At 73.5% G+C, this 21,659-nt stretch carries 21 protein-coding genes; 3 read left to right on the top strand and 18 right to left on the bottom strand.

Translation table 11 applies throughout. From position 1 onward, the window contains the following. Nucleotides 1–135: 135 nt before the first annotated feature. From IE311_RS14735 to IE311_RS14690, 10 genes are all read right to left on the bottom strand, one after another. On the bottom strand, nt 136–333 hold the full coding sequence (locus IE311_RS14735; protein WP_189832116.1) for a hypothetical protein: 198 nt from the start codon (nt 331–333) through the stop codon (nt 136–138). Nucleotides 334–492: 159 nt separating this feature from the next. After that, nucleotides 493–1,284 (bottom strand): ABC transporter permease, encoded by a 792-nt coding sequence (locus IE311_RS14730; protein WP_229901930.1) that lies wholly within the window; start codon nt 1,282–1,284, stop codon nt 493–495. Nucleotides 1,285–1,298: 14 nt separating this feature from the next. After that, nucleotides 1,299–2,093: an ABC transporter permease gene (locus tag IE311_RS14725; protein ID WP_189832115.1), complete on the bottom strand. Its 795-nt coding sequence runs from the start codon at nt 2,091–2,093 to the stop codon at nt 1,299–1,301. After that, complete coding sequence (locus tag IE311_RS14720) at nt 2,090–3,097, bottom strand: ABC transporter ATP-binding protein (protein WP_189832114.1); 1,008 nt, start codon at nt 3,095–3,097, stop codon at nt 2,090–2,092. The genes IE311_RS14725 and IE311_RS14720 overlap by 4 nt, the downstream gene beginning before the upstream one ends. A 180-nt stretch (nt 3,098–3,277) precedes the next feature. Beyond that, nucleotides 3,278–4,282 (bottom strand): ArsR/SmtB family transcription factor, encoded by a 1,005-nt coding sequence (locus IE311_RS14715; RefSeq protein ID WP_189832113.1) that lies wholly within the window; start codon nt 4,280–4,282, stop codon nt 3,278–3,280. Beyond that, on the bottom strand, nt 4,279–5,853 hold the full coding sequence (locus IE311_RS14710; RefSeq protein ID WP_189832112.1) for a DUF7059 domain-containing protein: 1,575 nt from the start codon (nt 5,851–5,853) through the stop codon (nt 4,279–4,281). The genes IE311_RS14715 and IE311_RS14710 overlap by 4 nt, the downstream gene beginning before the upstream one ends. 229 nt (nt 5,854–6,082) lie before the next feature. Then, complete coding sequence (locus tag IE311_RS14705) at nt 6,083–6,784, bottom strand: small secreted protein (RefSeq protein ID WP_189832111.1); 702 nt, start codon at nt 6,782–6,784, stop codon at nt 6,083–6,085. Between the two features lie 161 nt (nt 6,785–6,945). Beyond that, nucleotides 6,946–9,255, bottom strand: coding sequence for a sodium-translocating pyrophosphatase (locus IE311_RS14700; RefSeq protein WP_189832110.1), 2,310 nt, complete (start codon nt 9,253–9,255; stop codon nt 6,946–6,948). Between the two features lie 185 nt (nt 9,256–9,440). Further along, nucleotides 9,441–9,899 (bottom strand): ATP-binding protein, encoded by a 459-nt coding sequence (locus IE311_RS14695; protein ID WP_189832109.1) that lies wholly within the window; start codon nt 9,897–9,899, stop codon nt 9,441–9,443. 15 nt (nt 9,900–9,914) lie between these two features. Then, a complete protein-coding gene (locus IE311_RS14690) occupies nt 9,915–10,268 on the bottom strand; it encodes an STAS domain-containing protein (protein WP_015034520.1) in 354 nt (117 codons plus the stop codon). Nucleotides 10,269–10,350: 82 nt separating this feature from the next. On the opposite strand from IE311_RS14690, the gene IE311_RS14685 reads away from it, so the two are divergent. Next, nucleotides 10,351–12,846 (top strand): DEAD/DEAH box helicase, encoded by a 2,496-nt coding sequence (locus tag IE311_RS14685; protein ID WP_189832108.1) that lies wholly within the window; start codon nt 10,351–10,353, stop codon nt 12,844–12,846. On the opposite strand, the gene IE311_RS14680 is transcribed toward IE311_RS14685, so the two are convergent. From IE311_RS14680 to ssd, 7 genes are all read right to left on the bottom strand, one after another. Beyond that, the gene (locus tag IE311_RS14680; protein ID WP_229901929.1) at nt 12,770–13,249 is read right to left on the bottom strand and encodes an Rv3654c family TadE-like protein; all 480 of its coding nucleotides are present in this window, start codon (nt 13,247–13,249) and stop codon (nt 12,770–12,772) included. The two genes, IE311_RS14685 and IE311_RS14680, sit on opposite strands and share 77 nt — an antisense overlap. After that, a complete protein-coding gene (locus IE311_RS14675) occupies nt 13,246–13,659 on the bottom strand; it encodes a TadE family type IV pilus minor pilin (RefSeq protein ID WP_229901928.1) in 414 nt (137 codons plus the stop codon). The genes IE311_RS14680 and IE311_RS14675 overlap by 4 nt, the downstream gene beginning before the upstream one ends. Beyond that, on the bottom strand, nt 13,646–13,888 hold the full coding sequence (locus IE311_RS14670; RefSeq protein WP_229901927.1) for a DUF4244 domain-containing protein: 243 nt from the start codon (nt 13,886–13,888) through the stop codon (nt 13,646–13,648). The genes IE311_RS14675 and IE311_RS14670 overlap by 14 nt, the downstream gene beginning before the upstream one ends. A 141-nt stretch (nt 13,889–14,029) precedes the next feature. Next, nucleotides 14,030–14,794: a type II secretion system F family protein gene (locus IE311_RS14665; RefSeq protein ID WP_194732763.1), complete on the bottom strand. Its 765-nt coding sequence runs from the start codon at nt 14,792–14,794 to the stop codon at nt 14,030–14,032. After that, nucleotides 14,791–15,675: a type II secretion system F family protein gene (locus IE311_RS14660; RefSeq protein ID WP_189832107.1), complete on the bottom strand. Its 885-nt coding sequence runs from the start codon at nt 15,673–15,675 to the stop codon at nt 14,791–14,793. Before IE311_RS14660 ends, IE311_RS14665 begins: the two co-directional genes overlap by 4 nt. Beyond that, complete coding sequence (locus IE311_RS14655) at nt 15,675–16,859, bottom strand: TadA family conjugal transfer-associated ATPase (protein ID WP_189832106.1); 1,185 nt, start codon at nt 16,857–16,859, stop codon at nt 15,675–15,677. The genes IE311_RS14660 and IE311_RS14655 overlap by 1 nt, the downstream gene beginning before the upstream one ends. After that, nucleotides 16,856–18,001: a septum site-determining protein Ssd gene (gene ssd / locus IE311_RS14650; RefSeq protein ID WP_229901926.1), complete on the bottom strand. Its 1,146-nt coding sequence runs from the start codon at nt 17,999–18,001 to the stop codon at nt 16,856–16,858. The genes IE311_RS14655 and ssd overlap by 4 nt, the downstream gene beginning before the upstream one ends. Before the next feature lie 450 nt (nt 18,002–18,451). Here ssd and IE311_RS14645 point away from each other — a divergent pair, with 450 nt between their 5' ends. Beyond that, nucleotides 18,452–19,303, top strand: coding sequence for an HAD family hydrolase (locus IE311_RS14645; protein ID WP_189832105.1), 852 nt, complete (start codon nt 18,452–18,454; stop codon nt 19,301–19,303). A 379-nt stretch (nt 19,304–19,682) separates the two neighbouring features. Here the strand turns inward: IE311_RS14645 and IE311_RS14640 are convergent, their stop codons facing one another. Then, nucleotides 19,683–20,501, bottom strand: a complete 819-nt coding sequence (locus IE311_RS14640; protein ID WP_189832104.1) for a Fic family protein — start codon at nt 20,499–20,501, stop codon at nt 19,683–19,685. Nucleotides 20,502–20,603: 102 nt separating this feature from the next. On the opposite strand from IE311_RS14640, the gene IE311_RS14635 reads away from it, so the two are divergent. Continuing rightward, on the top strand, nt 20,604–21,587 hold the full coding sequence (locus IE311_RS14635; protein ID WP_189832103.1) for an ATP-binding protein: 984 nt from the start codon (nt 20,604–20,606) through the stop codon (nt 21,585–21,587). Nucleotides 21,588–21,659 lie beyond the last annotated feature (72 nt).

The raw sequence follows: 21,659 nt of genomic DNA, 5'->3' as shown, positions 1-21,659 counted from the left end.
CGAACGGTAACCCGAGTCCTGGCATTCCTGCCGCCCGGACTCCCGGTCGGGCGGGGCGGGCCGTCCGCTCCGGAGTCTCCGGGGAGGGATCGGGAAGGCGATCGGGACCGGATCCGGAGGGACCCTCCCCAAGGGTCAGAGGCGGCCGAAGCACCAGACGCCGAGGACCAGGGAGGCGGCTCCGAAGACGCCCGTCACCGCGATCGCGGTGCGCGGCGCGACCCCGTACGCGACGGGCTCACGGTGCATCGTCCGCACGGTGGTCCACAGCAGCAGCGCGCCTCCGAACAGCGTGAACGCCGCCCCCGCGAAGATCGCCGGCCCGCTCTCCATGCCCGTACCCCGTTCCGTTCACGTGCGGTGTTCGTCTCCCGCTGCCGAGGCTGACACCTCCGGGCGTCGTGGGCGCGAATTCCGGGTGAACGACGCGGAGCGTCCCGGACGGTTTCACGAAGATGGCCGGTAGTGATCCGCCTCTCGCCCCCTCTTCCGTCACATCGTGTCGAGCGTGGCCCGCCTCCGGCTGCCCCGCTCGAAGGCACCGAGCAGGACGACGGCGAGCAGCGCCCACCCGGCGCCGACCGCGAGCTCCGCCCCGAGCAGGGCCCGGTCGAGCCCTCCCCCGGCGGTCAGCCCGCGTGCCGCGTCCGCCGCGTGGGTGAGCGGCAGCAGCTCACCGGCGGCCCGCATCCACGGCGGCAGCGTGTCCCGGGGAACGGCCGCGCCGGTCAGCAGGAGCAGTACGGAACTGGCCACGTTCGACACCAGGAACACGTCACGGAAGCGGAGCCCGAGCGCGCCGAGGGCGAGCCCGAACGCCGAGCAGGCACCGGCCGCGACGAGCAGCACGAGACCGAGCCCGGGCAGCGCCCCGGCGGGCACCGGCAGACCGAGGACGAGGGAGGCCGCGGTGAGCACGAAGGCGCTGACGAACAGCCCGTTGAGCACATACGGCAGGGCCCGGCCGATCCACAGCGGAACCCGGTGCCGGGGCGAGAGCAGGACGGCGCCGAGCGTGCCGTACCGGCGCTCGTTGGCGACGGCCATCGTGCCGCCGTACACGCAGGAGGCGGAAGCCGCGAGGACGGCGTTCCCGACAAGGTAGAACCGGTCGTCGGCGACGCCCAGTTCCCTGCCGAGAAAGACGAAGAAGAGGACCTGGAAGAGCGGCCCCACCAGCAGGGTTCCGATGAACATCGGCGGGGTCGTCCAGTTGAACAGCGCCCGGTAGGAGATCGCCCCGCCGACGACGACGAGCCGCGCGGTGCCGAGGAAACGGAACATGGGAGGCGTGCCTTTCAGGTGAGGGCGAGGGTGGCGGCGGCGCGCGCCCGGCGCTCCACCCGCCCGAGGACGAGGACGGCGGCCAGCGCGTAGCCGGCCCCGAGCGCGGCGGCGGCGAGCAGCGGTGCGAGCACCTCCCCGCCGGAGGTCGCCGCGTGCACGGCCCGCGCGCCCCAGGTCGTGGGCAGCGCCCAGGAGACCGGATGGGTCCAGGCGGGCAGCACGGTGACGGGCACGAGGAGCCCGGACAGCAGCCAGACGGGGGTGTCGAGCGGGTTGGCCAGCGCGTTCGCGTTGCGCAGCAGGACGAAGGTGGCGGCGAGCAGCAGCCCGGTCATGCCGAGCGCGAGGACGCACACGGGGACGGCGACCAGGAAGAGCAGCGGGTGCGCGAAGTCGAGCGGCACGTCGAAGAGCAGCACGCCCCACAGGACCGTCGCGCCCATCGCGTACGTGCCGATGACGGCGGTCGCGAGGGTGATCGGGAGCAGCACGAGCGCCAACGGCGTCGGGGCGACGACCAGGCTCTCCAGGGTGCCGAGCCAGCGCTGGTTCTGCACCGCGCCGCCCGATCCGAAGAGCACCGAGCCCCAGATGCCCATGAGTCCGGCCCCGACGGAGGCGGTGAGCAGCCGGTCGGGGTCCCCGGCGGCACGGAACAGATAGACGGCGAGGGTCGCGTAGACGAGCGGGACGAGAACGGCGAAGGTGATCTCGATCGGGGAGCGCGACATGTACGAGACATGGGTCCGCACCCCGACGAGGACCAGCCGCGGAACGCGCCTCAGGAGGGCCGTGTCGACGCTCATCCCGACACCGCCCCCGCCGCGGCTGCGCCGTCGGCCGCCCCCTCCACGATCGCGATGTAGGCGTCCTCCAGCGACGGTTCACGGCTCGTGACCCGTCCGATCCGTACCCCGTCGAGCTCCGCCAGGACCGGTCCGTGCAACTCGGCGGCCCCCCGCCCGGTCTGCACCGTCACGGTCTGCAGCGCGCCCCGCTCCTCGACCGACACTCCCCGCACCCCCGGTACCCGCCGCAGGCGGTCCAGCCGCTCCTCGTCCACCCCGTACGCCTCGATCTCCAGCACATCCCGTTCCCGGACGAGGGACTTGAGGCTGTCGGGGGTGCCGAGGGCACGGATCCGGCCGCCCGCGATCACGGCGATCCGGTCGCAGAGCTCGTCCGCCTCGGCCATGTAGTGGGTGGTGAGGAGCACGGTCGTACCGGCCGTCGTCAGATCGGCGACCGTCCGGCGCAGATCGCGGGCGGCGACCGGATCGACGCCGATGGACGGCTCGTCGAGGAAGAGGACGTCGGGGCGGTGGAGCAGACCGCGGGCGATGTGGAGGCGCTGCCGCATGCCGCGCGAGTAGCCCTCGACGCGCTCCTTCTCCCGGCCCAGGAGACCGACGAGATCCAGGAGTTCGGCGATGCGCCGCTTCTGCTCGCGGGCCGGGACGCCGTACAGCTCCGCGAAGTAGCGCAGGTTGTCGAGCGCGGAGAGCCGGTCGTACAGCCCCCGGTCGCCGCCGAAGACGTACCCGATCCGGCGGCGTACGGCGACGGGGTCGCGGGCCACGTCGTGGCCGAACACCCGGGCCGTGCCGGAGGTCGGCAGCAGCAGGGTGTTGAGCATCTTGATCGTGGTGGTCTTCCCGGCGCCGTTGGGCCCGAGGAGGCCGAACAGCTCCCCCGGCGCCACCTCGAAGGTGACGCCGCGCACGGCCTCGGTATCGGTCCGCCGGGCCTTCGGCCACCCGGTCCTGCTGGTGTAGGTGCGGCGCAGCGCGTCCGCCTCGATTGCGAGCATGCGCCGGACGGTAGGAGCCGGCGCGACGGCCCGGCCATCGATTCGGGAGCCCCCGAATCGTCGGGACACGGCCGGCCGGCGGGGCCTGCGGCGTCGCGCGCGCCGAGCCGGGACCCGGGGTCCTGTGTCACCGCGAGCCGGGACCCGGGGTCCTGCGCCGTCGCGAGCCCCACGCGGGACCTACGCCACCGCGTGCAGGACGCCCTCCCCCGCGAGCAGGGCGAGCAGCGAGCGACCCATGTCCGTGAGCTGGTAGTACACCGAGCGCCCGACCCGGTGCCGGGTGACCACACCGGCCTCCGACAGCACCGACAGATGCTCGGAGACCGTGCTGGGCGCCAGCCCGAGGCGGTCGGCGAGCCCGGCTGTGGTCAGCGGCCCGCCCAGCTCGCGCAGGACCGCCGCCCGGCCCCGCCCGAGCATCAGACCGAGCCGGTCCTCGGCGGTGGGCTCGGGCGGTTCGCGCAGGGCGGCGGCGCCCCTGGCCTGGAAGCCGACCGCCATGACCTCGGGGTCGTCCGTCGAGTAGAGCCGGCAGCCCTCGGCGAAGACCAGCGGCACGAGGACGAGCCGGCGCTCCCCGGCCGCGTACTCGGCTTCGAGGTGCTTGGTCAGTTCGAGGACGGGCGGGTCCCACCGCGCCCGCGACTCCAGGCCGGCGAACAGCGCGTCGACGCCCTCGGTCGCGAACGTCCTGGCCCGGACCAGCACTTCGTCCTCGACGAGTCTCCGCATCGTAGGCCAGTACGGCGCGATGGCGCCCTCCCAGTAGGCCGCGTACGCGTCGGCGAGCGCCGCGCAGGCCGCCTCGGGGTCCTTCAGATACGGCTGTACGAAGGGCGCGTCGGCCATGCCGGGGTAGCAGACGGCGACCTGCTCGCGGACGAACGCGGGGTCGGTGGCCCGCAGCAGGTCGAGCTCCTCCTGGACGTGGACGGTGCCGACGGGCCGGGGCAGCAGGAAGTCGGAGACCTCGTACCGCCCGTCGGCGAACAGGTCCCACAGTGGCCGGAGCCGGTCGTCCTCGCGCCACACCTCGCGCGCCTGCCCGACCCACTCCTGGTACGGCCAGGAGGGGTGCCGACGCGGCAGCGCGAGGTGCATCGAGCAGAACGCGTCCCGCAGCGGGCTGATCGCGATCCGGGTCGCCCCGAGCGAGGCCTCGTCCAGCTCGATGCGTATCAAGCGGGGTACTCCCCGGAGTTCTCCCCCGGGTTCCCCTCGGAGTCCTCCTCGCCGACGGGCAGCAGGAAGCCCTCCTCCACGAGCAGCCGGATCGCCTGCGGGGTGCGGTCCCGCAGTATCACCGGGTCCTCACCCATCAGCTGCCCGATCGCGTCGAGGATGCGGCCGGCGCTGAGGGTGCCGTCGCAGACTCCGGCGAACCCGGCGCCGACGTGGTCGACCCTGGTGGCCCGCCGCATGCCCCGGTTCTGCCGGAGGACCACGTGCTCGGGGTCCTCGGCGCCGGGAAGCCCGACCTGTTCCTGCACCACCTCGGGAGCGAGCGCGAACCGGTCGGCGAGCAGCGCGGCGTCGTCGCGGGTGCGCAGATAGTCCTGGCGCTCGAAGTGGGCGAGGACGGTGGGACCGAGGGGCTGCTCGACGGGGTGCGGCCACTCCTCGACGACGATCGAGGGCTCGACGGCGCCGGAGGACACCGCCTCGTTCCGCCGGATCGTGATCCAGCCGAAGCCCACCGCGCGGGTCTTGCGGGCCTCGAACTCGTCGAGCCAGCGCCCGTACGCCTCCTCGTACGCCTCCGGGTCACCGCGGTGGTCGCCGCTGTCCCGGAGCCAGAGCTCCACGTACTGGGTGATGTCCTGGACCTCGCGCTGCACGATCCAGGCGTCGCAGCCGGCGGGCACCCAGGACCGCAGCCGGTCCTGCCACTCCTCGCCCTCGACGTGCTGCCAGTTGGCGAGGAACTGGGCGTGACCGCCGTCGTTGAGCCGCTCGCCGGCCTCCCGCACCAGCGTGCGGCACAGGTCGTCGCCGCCCATCCCGCCGTCCCGGTAGGTCAGCCGGGCGCCGGGGGAGATCACGAACGGCGGGTTGGAGACGATCAGGTCGTACCTGTCGCCGTCGACCGGCTCGAAGAGCGAGCCGGTGAGCAGCTCGGCCTCCCGCGCCCCGGAGAGCGCGAGCGTGAGCCGGGTGAAGTCCAGGGCCCGCGGGTTGAGGTCGGTGGCGGTGACCAGGGTGGCGTGCTGGGCGGCGTGCAGCGCCTGGATGCCGGAGCCGGTGCCGAGGTCGAGCGCGGAGGAGACCGGTGTACGGACCGTGATCCCGGCGAGGGTGGTGGAGGCCCCACCGACGCCGAGGACGACCCCTTCGTCCTTCTTCCCGATGCCTCCGGCTCCGCCGACGGCGCAGCCCAGGTCGGAGACGATGAACCAGTCCTCGCCGTCCGGCCCGCCGTACGGCCGGACGTCGACCGTCGCGGAGACCGTGCCGTCCTCGCGGACCACCCAGCCGTCGGCGAGGGCCTCGGCGAGCGGCAGCGCGGCGGCGGCCCGCTCGTGCCCGACGGTCTGCTGGAGCAGGAAGAGCCGGACGAGGGTCTCCAGCGGGGAGTCGCCGCGGGTGGCGCGCAGGGCGGGCACGGTCTCGCTGCGGGCGAGCGCCGCGTAGGCCGGGGCGCCGAGGCGGTCGAGCAGTCCGTCGGCGGTGAAGTCGGCGGCGAGCAGGGCCTCGCGCAGACGGGCGGCGTGCGCGGGCACCGGGAGGCGGGGAGGCAGGCTGGTCGTACTCACCGCTCCATTGTGACCGCCGCCACCGACAACCGGGCGGCCGACCCGGCGACGGACGGCCGATCGCCGCCTCGGCGGGGCCCTGCGGGCCGGTGGGCCCGCGCGAGGCCCACGGGATCGGAGCGGCCGGCGCCCGCGGGATCCGCGTGACACCGGCCGGCGCCCGCGGGATCCGCGCGGGCCCCGAATCCGCGCGGCCCGCGCCCTTGGGATCGGCGCGGCCCGCGTCGGCCTACTCGCTCTTGGTCGCCGTCGCCTTCTTGCTCGGCTTCGTGGAGGCCTTCCCCGTGGGCTCCGACCCGGCATCCGACGGGTCCGAACCCTTGCCGGAGGAGTCGGAGGTGGAGCCGGGGTTCGGCGCCGCCGAACCGGAGGCCTTCGGCGGGGTCGAGGCGGTGGGCTTCTGGCAGCCGGGCTGCTTGGCCATCGCCTGGCCCAGCTCGCCCTCCTCCAGCTTCGACAGGGCGTTCTGGTCCATCTTCTCGATCTTGGTCAGACCGTCGGCGACGCTCTGGAGCCCGTCCGCGAACTTCTGCTGGTTCGTCGGGTCCAGCGCGTCGACCTGCTTCTTGAGCCCCTCGTACGCCACCGCGGTCGCGTTGAGCTCCTTGATCGCGTCCTGCTGGACCTTCTCGCCGTTCTCGACCGGCGGCGCCCCGGCGCTCTCGACGGCCTTGGCGAGCGCCCGGTCGGCGTCGGCGATGTCCTGGAACGCCTTCGAGTCGGCGGCCTGGATCTCGGCGGGCTTGCTGTCGGCCGCCGTCGAGATGATGATCTGGTGGGCGTCGGCCCGCTTCTGGATCTGAGGCTTCGCCTGGTCGCAGAACGTCTTCGCCCAGTCGTTCACCTTGTCGCCCTCGTCGTCGCTGCAACCCGACAGCGCGAGCACGAGTACCGCACCGCCGGACAGCGCGGCCGCAAGCTTCTTGTTCAACGGATCGGTCCCTTCCAAGGCTCTCGGCCCCGGAACATACACGCCGAACGGGCTACTTCCACCTTTCGTACGACGGATTCAGACCGTATTGCAGTCTTTTGACCCAAGCGAGAGACGCCTCACGCACCCCTGACGCGCCCGGGAATGAGACGGACGCCACGTCAGGCGACGGTCACCGAACGCCTTTTGGAGACCCATACCGCGGCGATGACGACGAGCAGCGCGAAGACCGCGATCCCGGCCCGCAATCCGGCACTCGCGTCGTCCCCGTAACCGAACCGGACGACCGCCGGGGCGATGAGCAGCGCGACCAGATTCATCACCTTCAGAAGCGGGTTGATGGCCGGACCGGCGGTGTCCTTGAAGGGGTCGCCGACCGTGTCCCCGATGACGGTCGCCTCGTGCGCCTCGCTGCCCTTGCCGCCGTGGTTCCCGTCCTCGACCAGTTTCTTCGCGTTGTCCCAGGCCCCACCGGAGTTGGCGAGGAAGACCGCCATCAGCGCGCCCGTGCCGATCGCCCCGGCGAGATACGCGCCCAGCGGACCGACGCCGAGCGCGAAACCGACCGCGATCGGGGCCAGGACGGCCAGCAGCCCGGGCGTGGTGAGTTCGCGCAGCGCGTCCTTGGTGCAGATGTCGACGACCCGCCCGTACTCCGGCTTCTCGGTGTGGTTCATGATCCCCGGGTGCTCGCGGAACTGCCGCCGCACCTCGTAGACCACCGATCCGGCCGAACGGGAGACGGCGTTGATCGCCAGTCCCGAGAAGAGGAAGACGACGGCCGCGCCGAGAATCATCCCGAACAGGTTGTTGGGCTGCGAGATGTCCATGGACAGCGTCAGCTCGTCGGCCTTCGCGCCGACCTCGGCGACCGAGGTCGCGATGGCGTCCCGGTACGAGCCGAACAGCGCCGAGGCCGCGAGCACGGCGGTGGCGATGGCGATGCCCTTGGTGATGGCCTTCGTGGTGTTGCCGACGGCGTCCAGATCGGTGAGGACCTGGGCTCCCGCGCCCCGGACGTCCCCCGACATCTCCGCGATGCCCTGGGCGTTGTCGGCGACCGGGCCGAAGGTGTCCATGGCGACGATCACACCGACGGTGGTGAGCAGGCCCGTTCCGGCGAGGGCGACCGCGAACAGCGCGAGCATGATCGACGCACCGCCGAGCAGGAACGCCCCGTACACGGTGAGCCCGATGAGCAGCGCCGTGTAGACGGCGGACTCCATGCCGAGGGCCACACCCGCGAGGACGACGGTCGCCGGGCCGGTGAGCGAGGACTTGCCGACGTCCCTGACCGGCCGCCGGCTCGTCTCGGTGAAGTAGCCGGTGAGCTGCTGGATGAGCGCGGCGAGAACGATGCCGAGGGCGACGGCGACCAGGGCGAGGACCCGGGGGTCGCCGGCGTGGTCGCGGATCCCCGGAACGGTGACGCCCGCCAGCTCGGCGTAGGAGGACGGCAGATAGGTGAAGGCCGCGACGGCCACGCCGGCGAGGGAGATCACCGCCGAGACGAGGAATCCGCGGTTGATCGCGCTCATCCCGCCGCGGTCACCGCGCCGCGGCGAGACGGCGAAGATGCCGATCACGGCGGTGATCACGCCGATCGCGGGCACGATCAGGGGAAACGCGAGGCCGTGGTCGCCGAAGGCCGCCTTGCCGAGGATGAGCGCGGCGACCAGGGTCACGGCGTACGACTCGAAGAGGTCGGACGCCATGCCCGCGCAGTCGCCGACGTTGTCGCCCACGTTGTCGGCGATGGTGGCCGCGTTGCGCGGATCGTCCTCGGGGATGCCCTGCTCGACCTTGCCGACCAGGTCGGCGCCGACATCGGCGGCCTTGGTGAAGATGCCGCCGCCCACACGCATGAACATGGCGATGAGCGCGGCACCCAGCCCGAAACCCTCCAGGACCTTGGGCGCGTCGGCGGCGTAGACCAGCACCACACAGGCCGCCCCGAGCAGCCCGAGGCCCACCGTGCACATGCCGACGACGCCGCCCGTACGGAACGCGATCCGCATCGCCCGGTGTGCGACCTCGGTCAGATCCCGCTCCGGCTCGCCCGGGGCCGGGGTGGCCTCCCTGGCGGCCGCGGCGACCCGCACATTGGCCCGTACGGCGAGCCGCATGCCGATGTACCCCGTGGCCGCCGAGAACAGCGCCCCGACGAGGAAGAACAAGGAGCGTCCGGCGCGCTGCGACCAGCTGTCCGCGGGCAGCAGCAACAGCAGGAAGAACACGACGACCGCGAAGACGGCGACGGTCCGCAGCTGCCGGGCGAGGTAGGCGTTGGCCCCCTCCTGCACGGCGGCGGCGATCTCCCTCATCCGCTCGGTGCCCTCCCCGGCCGCGAGCACCTGGCGGACGAGGAGTCGTGCGACGACCAGCGCGAGGAGAGCGACGGCGCCGACGACGTACACGATCGTCCGGTTCCCGCTCGTGAGCACCGCCGCGGCGAGAGAAGTGGGGTACATGGGGACGGATCATAGGGAGGCAAACCGGCACAGACGGGGATGCCGGAGGCCCACCGCGCGGATGCATCAATCCGAGACCGGCCGCGGCGGCGGGGCTGTGGCGCGAGGCTGCGGCGACGCATACGGAAGAGGCCCTGCGGGGCAGGGCCTCTTCCCGAACGCGCTTCCTGCTTCGCCCGTACGGGTCAGGACAGGACGTCCGCCGAACTCACCGGCCAGCTCATCCGGATCGTGCCGCCGTCCTCGCCGGCGCTCACCTCGACGTCGTCGACGAGCCCGCGGATCACCGCGAGCCCCATCTCGTCCTCACCGTCGGCGTCGTCGAACTCCTCGGCCGGGGCCGAGGCGCGCGCGCCGGGGACACCGGCGGCATCCGCCGCCGCGACCCCCGCGCCCGGGACCTCGTCGCCGACCTCGATGGAGAACAGTTTCTCCTCCTCGATCAGCACGACCCGGATGGGCGTGGCGACGTCGTTGCTGCGGTGCAGCCCGACCGCACGGGAACACGCCTCGCCGACGGCGAGACGCACCTCGTCGAGGACCGCCTCGTCCACCCCGGCCCGACGCGCGACCGCGGCGGCCACGAGACGGGCCGTACGGACGTGCTCGGGCTGAGCACTGAAGCGGAGTTCAACGGTGGCCATGCGAACCCCCTGGGCTCAGTCGACGGCGTTGACGGCCTCGTCGACCGAGGTGTGGATCGGGAACACCTTGGTGAGACCCGTGATCCGGAAAATCTTGAGAATGCGCTCCTGGTTGCAGACCAGACGCAGCGACCCCTCGTGCGCGCGAACGCGCTTCAGGCCGCCGACGAGCACGCCGAGGCCCGTGGAGTCGAGGAAGTCCACGCCCTCCATGTCGACGACCAGGTGGTAGCTGCCGTCGTTCACCAACTCGACCAACTGCTCGCGCAGCTTGGGCGCGGTATACACATCAATCTCGCCACCGACCTCGACGACCGTACGGTCACCACCAGCGCCGGACACATTGCGAGTCGACAGGGACAGGTCCACGGATCCTCCAGCACCTTGCTATCGAACGATCGTTCCCACTGGGTCTCCCGGGCGGGAGTCAGGGAACTGATCGCCAGCCGCGATGGCATTCAATCACTTACCAGCAGCCATGCACGACGCCTTGGAAGCATTGTCCGTCATGGCAGTGACACACTCGGTGCCGATGGCCAAGAATCAGCGCCCCCGTCACCCGGCCGGGGACACGGGCAGTCGCCCCTCCCCCGGCATGGTCCTCGACCGGCTCTCCTCGGGCGAGAGCCGGGCCGCGCGCATCACTCATACGGAGCACATGCCCGCCCGGGAGGGTCGTCATGCCGTCTGGCCGCACCGCATCCGTCCGGAGGTGATCGCGGCGGTCCAGGAGGCCGGGATCGAGCACCCCTGGGCCCACCAGGCGGAGGCCGCCGAGCACGCCCTGGACGGAAAATCCGTGGTGATCGCCACCGGCACCGCCTCGGGCAAGTCGCTCGCCTACCTCGCCCCGGTCCTCAGCACCCTCCTGGACGGCTCGGAGGCCCCCAACGGACGCGGGACCACCGCCCTGTACCTCTCGCCCACCAAGGCCCTCGCGGCCGACCAGCGGCGCGCCGTGCGCGAACTGGCCGCCCCCCTCGGCAACCGGATCCGCCCCGCCGTCTACGACGGCGACACCCCGGTCGAGGAACGCGAGTGGGTCCGCCAGTACGCGAACTACGTGCTGACCAACCCCGACATGCTGCACCGGGGCATACTCCCCTCCCACCCCAGGTGGTCCTCCTTCCTGCGCTCCCTGCGCTACGTCGTGATCGACGAGTGCCACACCTACCGGGGCGTCTTCGGCTCCCACGTCGCCCAGGTACTGCGGCGCCTGCGCCGGATCTGCGCCCGGTACGGCTCCGAGCCGGTCTTCCTCCTCGCCTCCGCCACCTCCGCCGAGCCCGCCCTCGCCGCCGGCCGCCTCACCGGCCTCCCGGTCACCGAGGTCTCCGACGACGCCTCCCCGCGCGGCGAGCTGGTCTTCGCCCTGTGGGAGCCGCCGCTGACCGAGCTGCACGGCGAGCGCGGCGCGCCCGTACGCCGTACCGCCACCGCCGAGACCGCGGACCTGCTGACCGACCTGACCCGGCAGGGCGTCCGCTCGGTCGCCTTCGTCCGTTCCCGACGCGGCGCCGAACTGATCTCGGTGATCGCCCAGGAACGGCTCGCCGAGACCGACCGCTCACTCGCCCGCCGGGTCGCCGCCTACCGCGGCGGCTACCTGCCCGAGGAGCGCCGGGCCCTGGAACGGGCCCTGCACTCCGGCGAGCTCCTCGGCCTGGCCGCCACGACCGCCCTGGAGCTGGGCGTGGACGTCTCGGGCCTGGACGCGGTCCTGATCGCCGGCTACCCGGGCACCCGGGCCTCCCTCTGGCAGCAGGCGGGCCGCGCCGGCCGCTCGGGCGAGGGCGCCCTCGCGGTCCTGATCGCCCGCGACGACCCCCTGGACACCTTCCTGGTCCACCACCCGGAGGCGATCTTCGACCAGCCCGTCGAATCGACCGTCCTGGACCCCGACAACCCGTACGTCCTCGCCCCCCATCTGTGCGCCGCCGCCGCGGAGCTCCCGCTGACCGAACCCGACCTGGCCCTCTTCGGCCCGGCCGTCCCCGACCTGCTGCCCCAGCTGGAGAGCGCCGGACTCCTGCGCCGCCGCTCCACCGGCTGGTACTGGACCCGCCGCGAGCGGGCCGCCGACCTCACCGACATCCGGGGCGGCGGCGGAAGCCCCGTCCGGATCGTGGAGTCCGGCACCGGCAGGCTGCTCGGCACCGTTGACGAGGCCGCCTCCCACACCGCCGTCCACGAGGGCGCCGTCCACCTCCACCAGGGCCGCACCTACCTGGTGCGGGAGCTCGACCTGAAGGACTCCGTGGCCCTCGTGGAGGAGGCCGTCCCGCCGTACTCCACCACCGCCCGCGACACCACCTCCATCGCCGTCCTGGACACCGAGACCGAGATCCCCTGGGGAGCCGGCCGGCTCTGCTACGGCTCCGTCGAGGTCACCAACCAGGTCGTCTCCTTCCTGCGCCGTCGTCTGATCACCGGCGAGGTCCTCGGCGAGACCAAGCTCGACCTGCCGCCCCGCACCCTGCGCACCCGGGCCGTGTGGTGGACGGTGACCGAGGACCAGCTCGACGCCGCCCGGATCACCCCGGAGATCCTCGGGGGCGCCCTGCACGCCGCCGAGCACGCCTCCATCGGCATGCTGCCGCTCTTCGCCACCTGCGACCGCTGGGACATCGGCGGCGTCTCCGTACCGCTCCACCCGGACACCCTGCTGCCCACCGTCTTCGTGTACGACGGGCACCCGGGGGGCGCGGGCTTCGCCGAGCGGGCCTTCCACACGGCCCGCGCCTGGCTGACGGCCACCCGGGAGGCCATCGCCTCCTGCGAGTGCGAGGCGGGCTGCCCCTCCTGCATCCAGTCCCCGAAGTGCGGCAACGGCAACGACCCGCTCCACAAGCGCGGCGCGGTGCGCCTCCTCACGGAGATCCTGCGGGAGGCCCCTGAGGCCCCGCCGGCCGAACCGGCGTCTCCGGAGGCCCCGCCCGCGACCTGACCTCCGGCCGGTAGGGACCGCGTACGACCCGGGCGGTCACCTCGGCGAGCTCGCCCCGCACCGCGCACCCCACCAACTCGGCACCCTGCGCGGATGCCACCCGGAAGGCGACGGCGCACGCCTCGGCCTCGCCCCACAGCGCCCGGTCGGCCGCGGCGAGCGCCGCCAGATCGGCGGCCCCGCCGGCCCGGTGCCGGGCCGCCACCGCCTGCCCGAGCGCGAGCACCGCCCCGAACACCACACAGAGCGCACAGGCCGCGAACGCCGCCCAGACGGTCGCCGCCCCCCGATCGGCCCGCGGACCGCGACGGACCCGATCACCGCCCGGGAGCCCGGCGCCTCCCGGGTTGCCGGCCCGGGTGCCGATCCGGGTCCCGCCGCCGTCCTCGGCGCCGGCCGTCACGACGACCCCCCGGGGTCCCGGCTCCCCGCCGCCCCCGCGTACGCCTCCCCGTCCACGCCCGTGTCCGCGAGCGCCGTGTCCTCCGCGAGGGCCGCCGCGTCCGCCCTCAAGGTCACCCCCATGCCCCGGGGGCCCGGTGCCACGGCCTCCACCGTCACCCTCCACAGCTCCCCCGACCGCGTCACCGAGACCCGGGCTCCCTCAGGTGCGGCCGCCCGCGCGGCCGCCTCCGCGGCGGCCACGGGCTCGGCACGGGCCGCGATCCGCGCCCCGGCCCGCGCCGCGTCCACACAACGGATCTGCGCCGCGGCCGCCGCCAGCGCCCAGAGCAGGGTCACCGTGAAGAGGGCGAGGACGGGCAGCACCATCGCCGCCTCCACGGTCACGAAACCCCGGTCAGAACGGCGCATCGAGAGCCTTCCCGATCACCGACTCCAGCGCCCCCGAGACCGCCTCGCTGGTCACGATCTTGTAGAGCACCGCGGCGAACCCCGCCGCGGCGATCGTCCCCACCGCGTACTCGGACGTGGTCATTCCCGCGTCGCGGCGCACGGCCTCCCGCCGCACCCGCCACCAGTCCCGCACCGCCGCCCCGCCCGTCGTGCCTGCCTTGCCCGTCATGTCCGCCCTGCCTGCCATGCCGACCTCCTCGGTCCGTCGTGTCTCGTCGTGCTCGTCGTGCTTGCTGTGCTCTTGGTGCTTGCTGTGCTCTTCGCATCTCGTCGTGCTTCGCCCTGCGCGGCGCGCTTCGTCCCGTCCTGTCGCGGCGCGCCGGACCGTTCATCCGTCCAGGAGTCCCGTCGCCAGGCCGATCACCACCGGGGCCACCCCCACCGCCAGGAAGGCGGGCAGGAAGCAGAGGCCCACGGGCGCGCTGATCAGTACCTGCGCCCTGCGTGCCCCGGCCGCCGCCGTGCGCGCGCGGGCCGCCCGCAGCCCGGCCGCGTGGCGTGCGACGGCCTCCGCCGCGGGTGCTCCCGAGGAACCGGACCGCTCCATGCAGCGCGCCAACCCCTCGGCGCCCGGCAACGCGCCGAACCTCCGCCACACCTCGGCCGGTTCACCGCCGAGCCGCAGCTCCGCCGCCGTACGGGCCAGACGCTCGCCCAACGGACCGCCCAGGGAGCGGCCGACGGCCTCCGCCGCCTCGCCCGGCCCGGCCCCGGCCGAGGCACAGGCCGCCAGCAGATCGGCGGCCAGCGGAAGGTGCCGTACCGCCTCTTCGTCGTCGGTGGACGGGGAAGCCCGCTTCGCCGACCCCCGTCTCACCACGACCACCGCCAGGGCCCCGGCCGCCACTCCTCCCACGGCTCCGAACAGCGCCCAGCCGAGGCCGACCGCTCCGAGGGCCGCCACCCGGCGCCCCACCCACGGCGGCGGCCCGGAGCGGACCTTCGGGGGCCTTTGCGCCGGAGCCGGAAGCAGGCTCCTCAACCGCCGTCGCGTCCCCCGCGCCCGTCGCCCGCGCACCACCTCGCGGACACCCAGCGCGCACCAGACCACCGCCAGGGCCACGAGTGCCGCGGGCCGCACGATCTCGATCACTCCCGCTCCCCTCCCCGGACGATCCGCGCGGCCCACCACAGCCCCGCCGCTTCCAGGGCCCCGCCCACGAGGAGGCAGCCCAGGCCCGCCGGTGTGTGCAGCAGCACCCGCAGCGGGTCGGCACCGAGCGCCGCGCCGAGAGCGACACCGGCCAGCGGCAGCACCGCGAGAACCGCCACCGTCGCCCAGGCACCGGCCAGTTCGGCGCGCAACCGCTCCCGCTGCTCGCGGTGGTCCCGCAACGCCGCTTCGAGCCGGTCGAGCCCGGCGGCGAGGCCCGCGCCCCCGTCCACGGCCACCTGCCAGCAGGCCGCCATGCCGGCGAGTCCATCGGCGCCGTCCTGTCCTGCCGCCCTCCGCAACGCCTCCGGCACGTCACCGCCGAACCGGGCCGCCGCGAGCACCGCGGCCTCTTCCCTTCCCAGCGCACCCGTCTCCCGGGCCGCGAAGGACAGGGCCTGCGCGGGCTGCCATCCGGCCCTCAGCTCCCCGACGACGGCCCCGCACAGGGCCACCACCCGTTCGGCCCGCGCCTCGCTCTCCCTCCGCAGGCCGGCGGCCCGCAGCCGCCGCCGCACCAGCGGTACCGCGACCAACCCCGCCACCAACGGCAGCGGCGACTCCCCGAGCAGCGCGAGAACCCCCGCCACCGGGAGACACAGCCACGCCCGCCGCTTCCGCGCCACGGCCCACCACCGCGCGGCCACCACCGCCCACGGCACCGAGCGACCGCGGCCCGCGTCGGGACCCCGGCCCGCGAGCACCGCCCGCGCCCTTCCCTCCTCGCGCCGCCGCTCGACCGCCCACCACACCGAGAGCACCGCGCAGAGCAGCGCCGCCCCATGGACCACCGAACCCACCGGCACCGGCTCCGCCGTCATCACGATCCCCCTCCGATCAACGACCTCAGCCGCTCCCAGCCCCGCTCCCGCGCGAACCCGGACGCGCCCCACCGCAGCGCGGGAACCGTCCGCACCAGGCCGTCCCGGTCCCGCTCCAGGACGTGCACCTCGGCGATCCGCCGCCGCCCGTCCCGGTCCCGCGCCAGATGGACCACCACCGACAGACCGGCTCCCAACTGGCTGTGCAGGGCGGCCCGGTCGAGCCCGGCCGCCGTCCCCAGGGCTTCTAGCCGTGCCGGTACGTCCGCCGCGGTGTTGGCGTGGACCGTCCCCGAGCCGCCTTCGTGGCCGGTGTTGAGAGCGGCGAGCAGATCCACCGCCTCCGGACCCCTGACCTCGCCGACCACCAGCCGGTCCGGCCGCATCCGCAGCGCCTGCCGGACCAGGTCCCGCAGGGTCACGAGGCCGGCACCCTCCTGGTTCGCCGGCCTGGCCTCCAGGCGGACCACGTGCGGGTGGTCCGGCCGCAGTTCCGCCGAGTCCTCGGCGAGGACGATCCGCTCCCGCTCCCCCACCAGGCCGAGCAGGGAGGCGAGCAGCGTCGTCTTCCCCGTCCCCGTTCCGCCGCTGACCAGGTACGACACCCGGGCGTCGATCAGCGCGCGCAGGATCGGGGCGCCGTCCGGCGGCACCGTGCCGGCCGTCGTGAGTTCCTCCAGGGTGAAGGCGCGCGGACGCACCACCCGCAGCGACAGACAGGTCGAGCCGACGGCCACCGGCGGCAGCACCGCGTGCATCCGGGTGCCGTCGGGGAGCCGCGCGTCCACCCAGGGACGGGCGTCGTCGAGTCTGCGGCCGGCCACCGCCGCGAGCCGTTGGGCGAGCCTGCGCACGGCGGCGGCGTCGGGGAAGGACACCGGGGCCCGTTCGAGTCCGGCGCCGCGGTCCACCCACACCCGGTCGGGTGCCGAGACCAGGACGTCGGTGACGGCGGGGTCGGCGAGCAGGGGTTCGAGCGGGCCGGTGCCGATGAGTTCGCACCTCAATTCCTCGGCGGCCCCGAGCACTTCCGCGTCCCCGAGCAGCCTGCCCTGGGCCCGCAGTGCCGCCGCGACCCGGGCCGGGGTGGGCTCGGCCCCGCTGGCCGCGAGCCGCTGGCGCACGGCGTCGAGCAGCCCCGCGCCACCGGCCCCCGCGCCGCCGAACCCCGCGCCCCCCGTCATGCCGCACCGCCGGAGGCGAGCGCGTGGGCCCAGAAGGCGTCGCAGAACCGGCCGAGCGGCCCGCGCGGCTCCGCACCCGGCGGCACACCCGCGTCCTGGTCCGCCACGATCCCCGGGTCGTAGGGGAGTTCACCGGCCAGAGGCAGTCGCAGCGCGTCGGCGACCCACCGCTCGTCGAGCCCGGCCGCGTACGGCCCACGGACCACGGCCCGCAGGTCGCGCACCCCCACGGAAAGGGTCGAGGCCACCCGGTGGGCGGCCGCGACGGCCCTCAACTCGCCCGGCACGACCAGCAGTCCGAGATCGAGCTGGGCCAGCGCCTCGCCGACCGCCGCGTCCGCTCCTCGCGGCAGGTCGACCACCACGACCCCGCCGCGGCGGCGGGCCGCGGCGAGCACGGATCGCACGGCATCGGGCGGGACGGGCGCCGCGGGCTCCCTGCCCCAGCTGAGCACCCGGACTCCCCGCACGGACGGCAGGGACTCCTCGAGGGCGCCGCCGGCCAGCCGGCCCTTCGAGGCGGCGAAGTCGGGCCAGCGTCTGCCCTCCTGGCGCTCGCCCCCGAGCAACACGTCCAGCCCCCCGCCGAGCGGGTCGCCGTCGACCAGCAGGGTGCGCCGTCCCGTGCGGGCGGCGGCGAGCGCGAGGCCGCAGGCCAGGGTGGAGGCGCCCGCGCCCCCGCGGCCGCCGACGATCCCGACGGTCAGCGCCTGTCGGCCCACGCCCTCGGCCGCGTCGGCCATGCGGTCGACGAGGACGCTCTCGGCGTCCGGCAGCCGCAGCACGCTCTCGGCGCCGATCTCGACGGCCAGCCGCCACACCCCCGGGTCCTCCGGCTCGCGCCCGACGAGCAGGGTGCCCGGCCTGCGGGCCGCTCCCCGGCAGCGGGCCGCGGCGTCGGCGCCGACCAGGACGAGCGGTGGATCGGTCCAGCCCGCCCGTCGCTCGGGGACCCGGTGGTGCACCTCGGGTTCGACGCCGGCCGCGGCGCAGAGCCGCAGGAGGTCGTCGAGCAGCCCGAGGTCCTCGGTGACGATCAGCGGCCCCGTGCGGCGCGGTTCGTCGGTGCCGGGGGCCTCGAGCCCGCTCGGTGCCGAGGCCCGTGCCGTACCCCTGGCCCCGGAAGTCGTGGATGTCTCCATGCCGCACGCCCCTCTGGTGATTCCTGCCGTTCGCGAACTTCGCGACAGGAATCACCGTGGGGCCGTACCGAAAATCCTGGGGATCTTGCCGAAAAACTGTGGATATCCGAAGCCCTGTGAATATCTTCGTCACCCCTCCGGGGACTGCCCGGAACGCAGCCTCACGGTTACCGTGAGTGATGAATCGAGGGTCGGGCGGAGTTCGGGCCGAAGCGCGGCCGACGGCCGGAAGGAAGGGAGCGGACGATGTCCCACAGCGCCAAAACGGCTCCGGACATGCGACGACCCCCGCCGGGGGGGAGAGCGGGGGTCGTCTCTCCGGCCGACTCGGGGGGGGAGGAGTCGGACCGGGTTAGCACGGTCGCGAACGATCCGTGACTTCCATGGTGTACCCGAGGGCCTTCTCAGGCAAACCCACGCGCCCGAGCGTACGCCGAATGGCGGGCACCTATGCTCAGGCTTGTGGAAAACCACTCCTTGCCGCGCACAGCCGCCTTCTTTGACCTGGACAAGACGGTCATTGCGAAGTCTTCGACGCTGACCTTCAGCAAGTCCTTCTACCGGGGAGGACTGATCAGCCGCCGCGCCGCCCTGCGGACGGCGTACATCCAGTTCGTCTTCCTGGCAGGTGGGGCCGATCACGACCAGATGGAGCGGATGCGTGAATATCTTTCCGCGCTCTGCAAAGGCTGGAACGTGGCCCAGGTGAAGGAGCTCGTCGCCGAGACCCTTCACGATCTGATCGACCCGATCATCTATGACGAGGCCGCCTCCCTCATCGAGGAGCACCACGCCGCCGGCCGCGATGTCGTGATCGTCTCGACCTCCGGCGCCGAGGTCGTCGAACCGATCGGGGAGATGCTCGGCGCCGACCGGGTCGTCGCCACCCGGATGGTGGTCGGCGAGGACGGCTGCTTCACCGGTGAGGTGGAGTACTACGCCTACGGGCCGACGAAGGCCGAGGCCGTCCGGGAGCTCGCGCAGTCGGAGGGCTACGACCTCTCGCGCTGTTTCGCGTACAGCGACTCGGCGACCGACATCCCGATGCTGGAGGCCGTCGGACATCCGTACGCGGTCAATCCGGACCGGGCGCTGCGCCGGGAGGCCGTGGCGCGGGAATGGCCGGTTCTCGCCTTCGAGAAGCCGGTACGGCTCAAGCAGCGACTGCCCGAATTCCGGATGCCGCCCCGGCCCACTCTCGTCGCGGCGGCGGCCGTGGGTGCGGCGGCCGTGGGGGCCGGACTCGTCTGGTACGCCGCCCGGCGACGGCATGCCGCACTCGCCCACACGGCTCGCGGATGACTTTGCCCGAATTTGAGCGATGAGCAGAGAAGTGGAGCCAGCACTTTCGCTTCTACTCCGACAGGAGTAGAAAGGAATCAGGCCCGCGAGACCGAGGACATCCGAGAGGATCACCTGTTGAGCATGAAGGCCCCACGGACCTAGCACAGAAACCGAGCACCCACGCGACGTCGACCCGTCGATTACGGGCCAGCCGCACCAGGCCACGGGCAAAGTTCCCGGCCTGATGGGCACATATTCGAGGACGCATGGTAACTGGGTAGACGTGCCAGCGGCGGTACCAGAACTGGTGCCGCCGCAACCCGTTCCGGGCCCCGCGAGGGGCCCGGATTCGTTGTCTCTCCGCCGGAATCCTTCTCCCGGCCGCGACTGTCGGCCCTCAGGCCGCGCCGCGCTGAAGCGCCTCGCACACGGCCGTCGACTCACGGACACCCAGCTCGACCGAGCGCCCGCAGTGCGCGATCCAGCCGCCCACACCTTCGGGGGTCCCCGACAGGTACCCCTCGAACGCAGCGAGGTACGCGGCCCGGCCCTGCTCCGCGTGACCGACCTCCGCCGGACAGATCGCCTTGGGGTCGAGACCGCTGCCGACCAGCGCGATCCGCTCCGCCGCCCGCGCGATCAGGCCGTTGTACGAGGTGAAGGGGCGCAGCGCGAGGAGTTCGCCGTGGACCACTGCGGCCGTCACCAGCGCCGGGGCCTCGCCGCCCGCGACAATCAGCTCCGCCAGGCCGTCGAGTCGTCCCGCGACCTCGGCGGGCGTCGGGACCGGGGCGGTGACCAGCGGTTCGTCGACGGTCTCGCCGTCCAGCCGGGGCCGCCCCACCGACTCCCCCGGATCGCCCGCGGCGACCAGGTGGAGCCTGGCGAGGACGCGCAGCGGCGACTGACGCCAGATGGAGAGCAGCTGCCCGGCCTCGGAGCCCAGCCGCAGGGCGGCGCCGACGGTGCGGGCCTCGGGGTCGGCGCTGAAGTCGCTGCGCCGGCGAACCTCTTCGAGGGCCCAGTCGGCGCCCGACAGGGCGGCCGAGCCGCGCGCGCCGCGCAGGGCCGCCTCGGAGGAGATCTCGTTGCTGCGGCGGCGCATCACGCGGTGGCCGTAGACCCGGTCGACGGCCTTGCGTACGGAGTCCACCGCGTCGGCGACGCCCGGCAGGGAGCCGAGGGCGGCCAAGGGGTCAGAGGCGTGCGTACTCATAAGTAGGGAGGCTACGCGCCCCCGGGGCCCACCCCACGATGGAGTGGTCTTCTTCACGCATCGCGACCACGCGCCGCGTTCATGCCACTACCCTAGGTGAACATGAAGATCGCTTTCGTGGGGAAGGGCGGCAGCGGCAAGACCACGCTGTCCTCGCTCTTCATCCGCCACCTCGCCGCCAACGAAGCCCCGGTCGTAGCCGTCGACGCCGACATCAACCAGCACCTGGGCGCCGCGCTCGGCCTGCCCGAGGCGGAGGCCGCCGCGCTGCCCGCGATGGGCGCGCACCTGCCGCTCATCAAGGAGTACCTGCGGGGCAGCAACCCGCGGATCGCCTCCGCCGACACCATGATCAAGACGACGCCGCCCGGGGAGGGTTCGCGGCTGCTGCGGGTCCGCGAGGAGAACCCGGTGTACGAGGCGTGCGCGCGGACGGTCCCGCTCGACGACGGCGAGATCCGTCTGATGGCGACCGGCCCCTTCACGGAGTCGGACCTCGGGGTCTCCTGCTACCACTCGAAGGTCGGCGCGGTGGAGCTCTGCCTCAACCACCTGGTCGACGGGGCCGACGAGTACGTGGTCGTCGACATGACCGCGGGCTCGGACTCCTTCGCCTCCGGCCTCTTCACCCGCTTCGACATGACCTTCCTGGTCGCCGAGCCGACCCGCAAGGGCGTATCGGTCTACCGTCAGTACAAGGAGTACGCGCGGGACTTCGGCGTCGCGCTCAAGGTCGTCGGCAACAAGGTGCAGGGCCAGGACGACCTCGACTTCCTGCGCGCGGAGGTCGGCGAGGACCTGCTCGTGACGGTGGGCCATTCGGACTGGGTCCGCGCGATGGAGAAGGGCCACCCGCCGCGCTTCGAGCTCCTGGAGGCGGAGAACCGGATGTCCCTCCAGGCCCTCCAGGACGCGGCGGACGACTCGTACGCCGACCGCGACTGGGAGCGCTACACGCGCCAGATGGTCCACTTCCACCTGCGCAACGCGGAGAGCTGGGGCAACGCCAAGACCGGGGCCGACCTGGCGGCGCAGGTCGACCCCGGGTTCACGCTGGGCGAGCCGCTGACCGCCCGGCTCGGCTGACGGCCCGGCCACCGAACGGCGGACGGAGTCCGACGCGGCACCACGAACCCCGGGCGGGGCTCACCGCCGAAC

The sequence above is a fragment of the Streptomyces zaomyceticus genome, from assembly GCF_014656215.1.
GTDB classification, from domain to species: Bacteria; Actinomycetota; Actinomycetes; order Streptomycetales; family Streptomycetaceae; genus Streptomyces; species Streptomyces zaomyceticus.
This window is presented reverse-complemented; position numbering and strand designations above follow the sequence as displayed.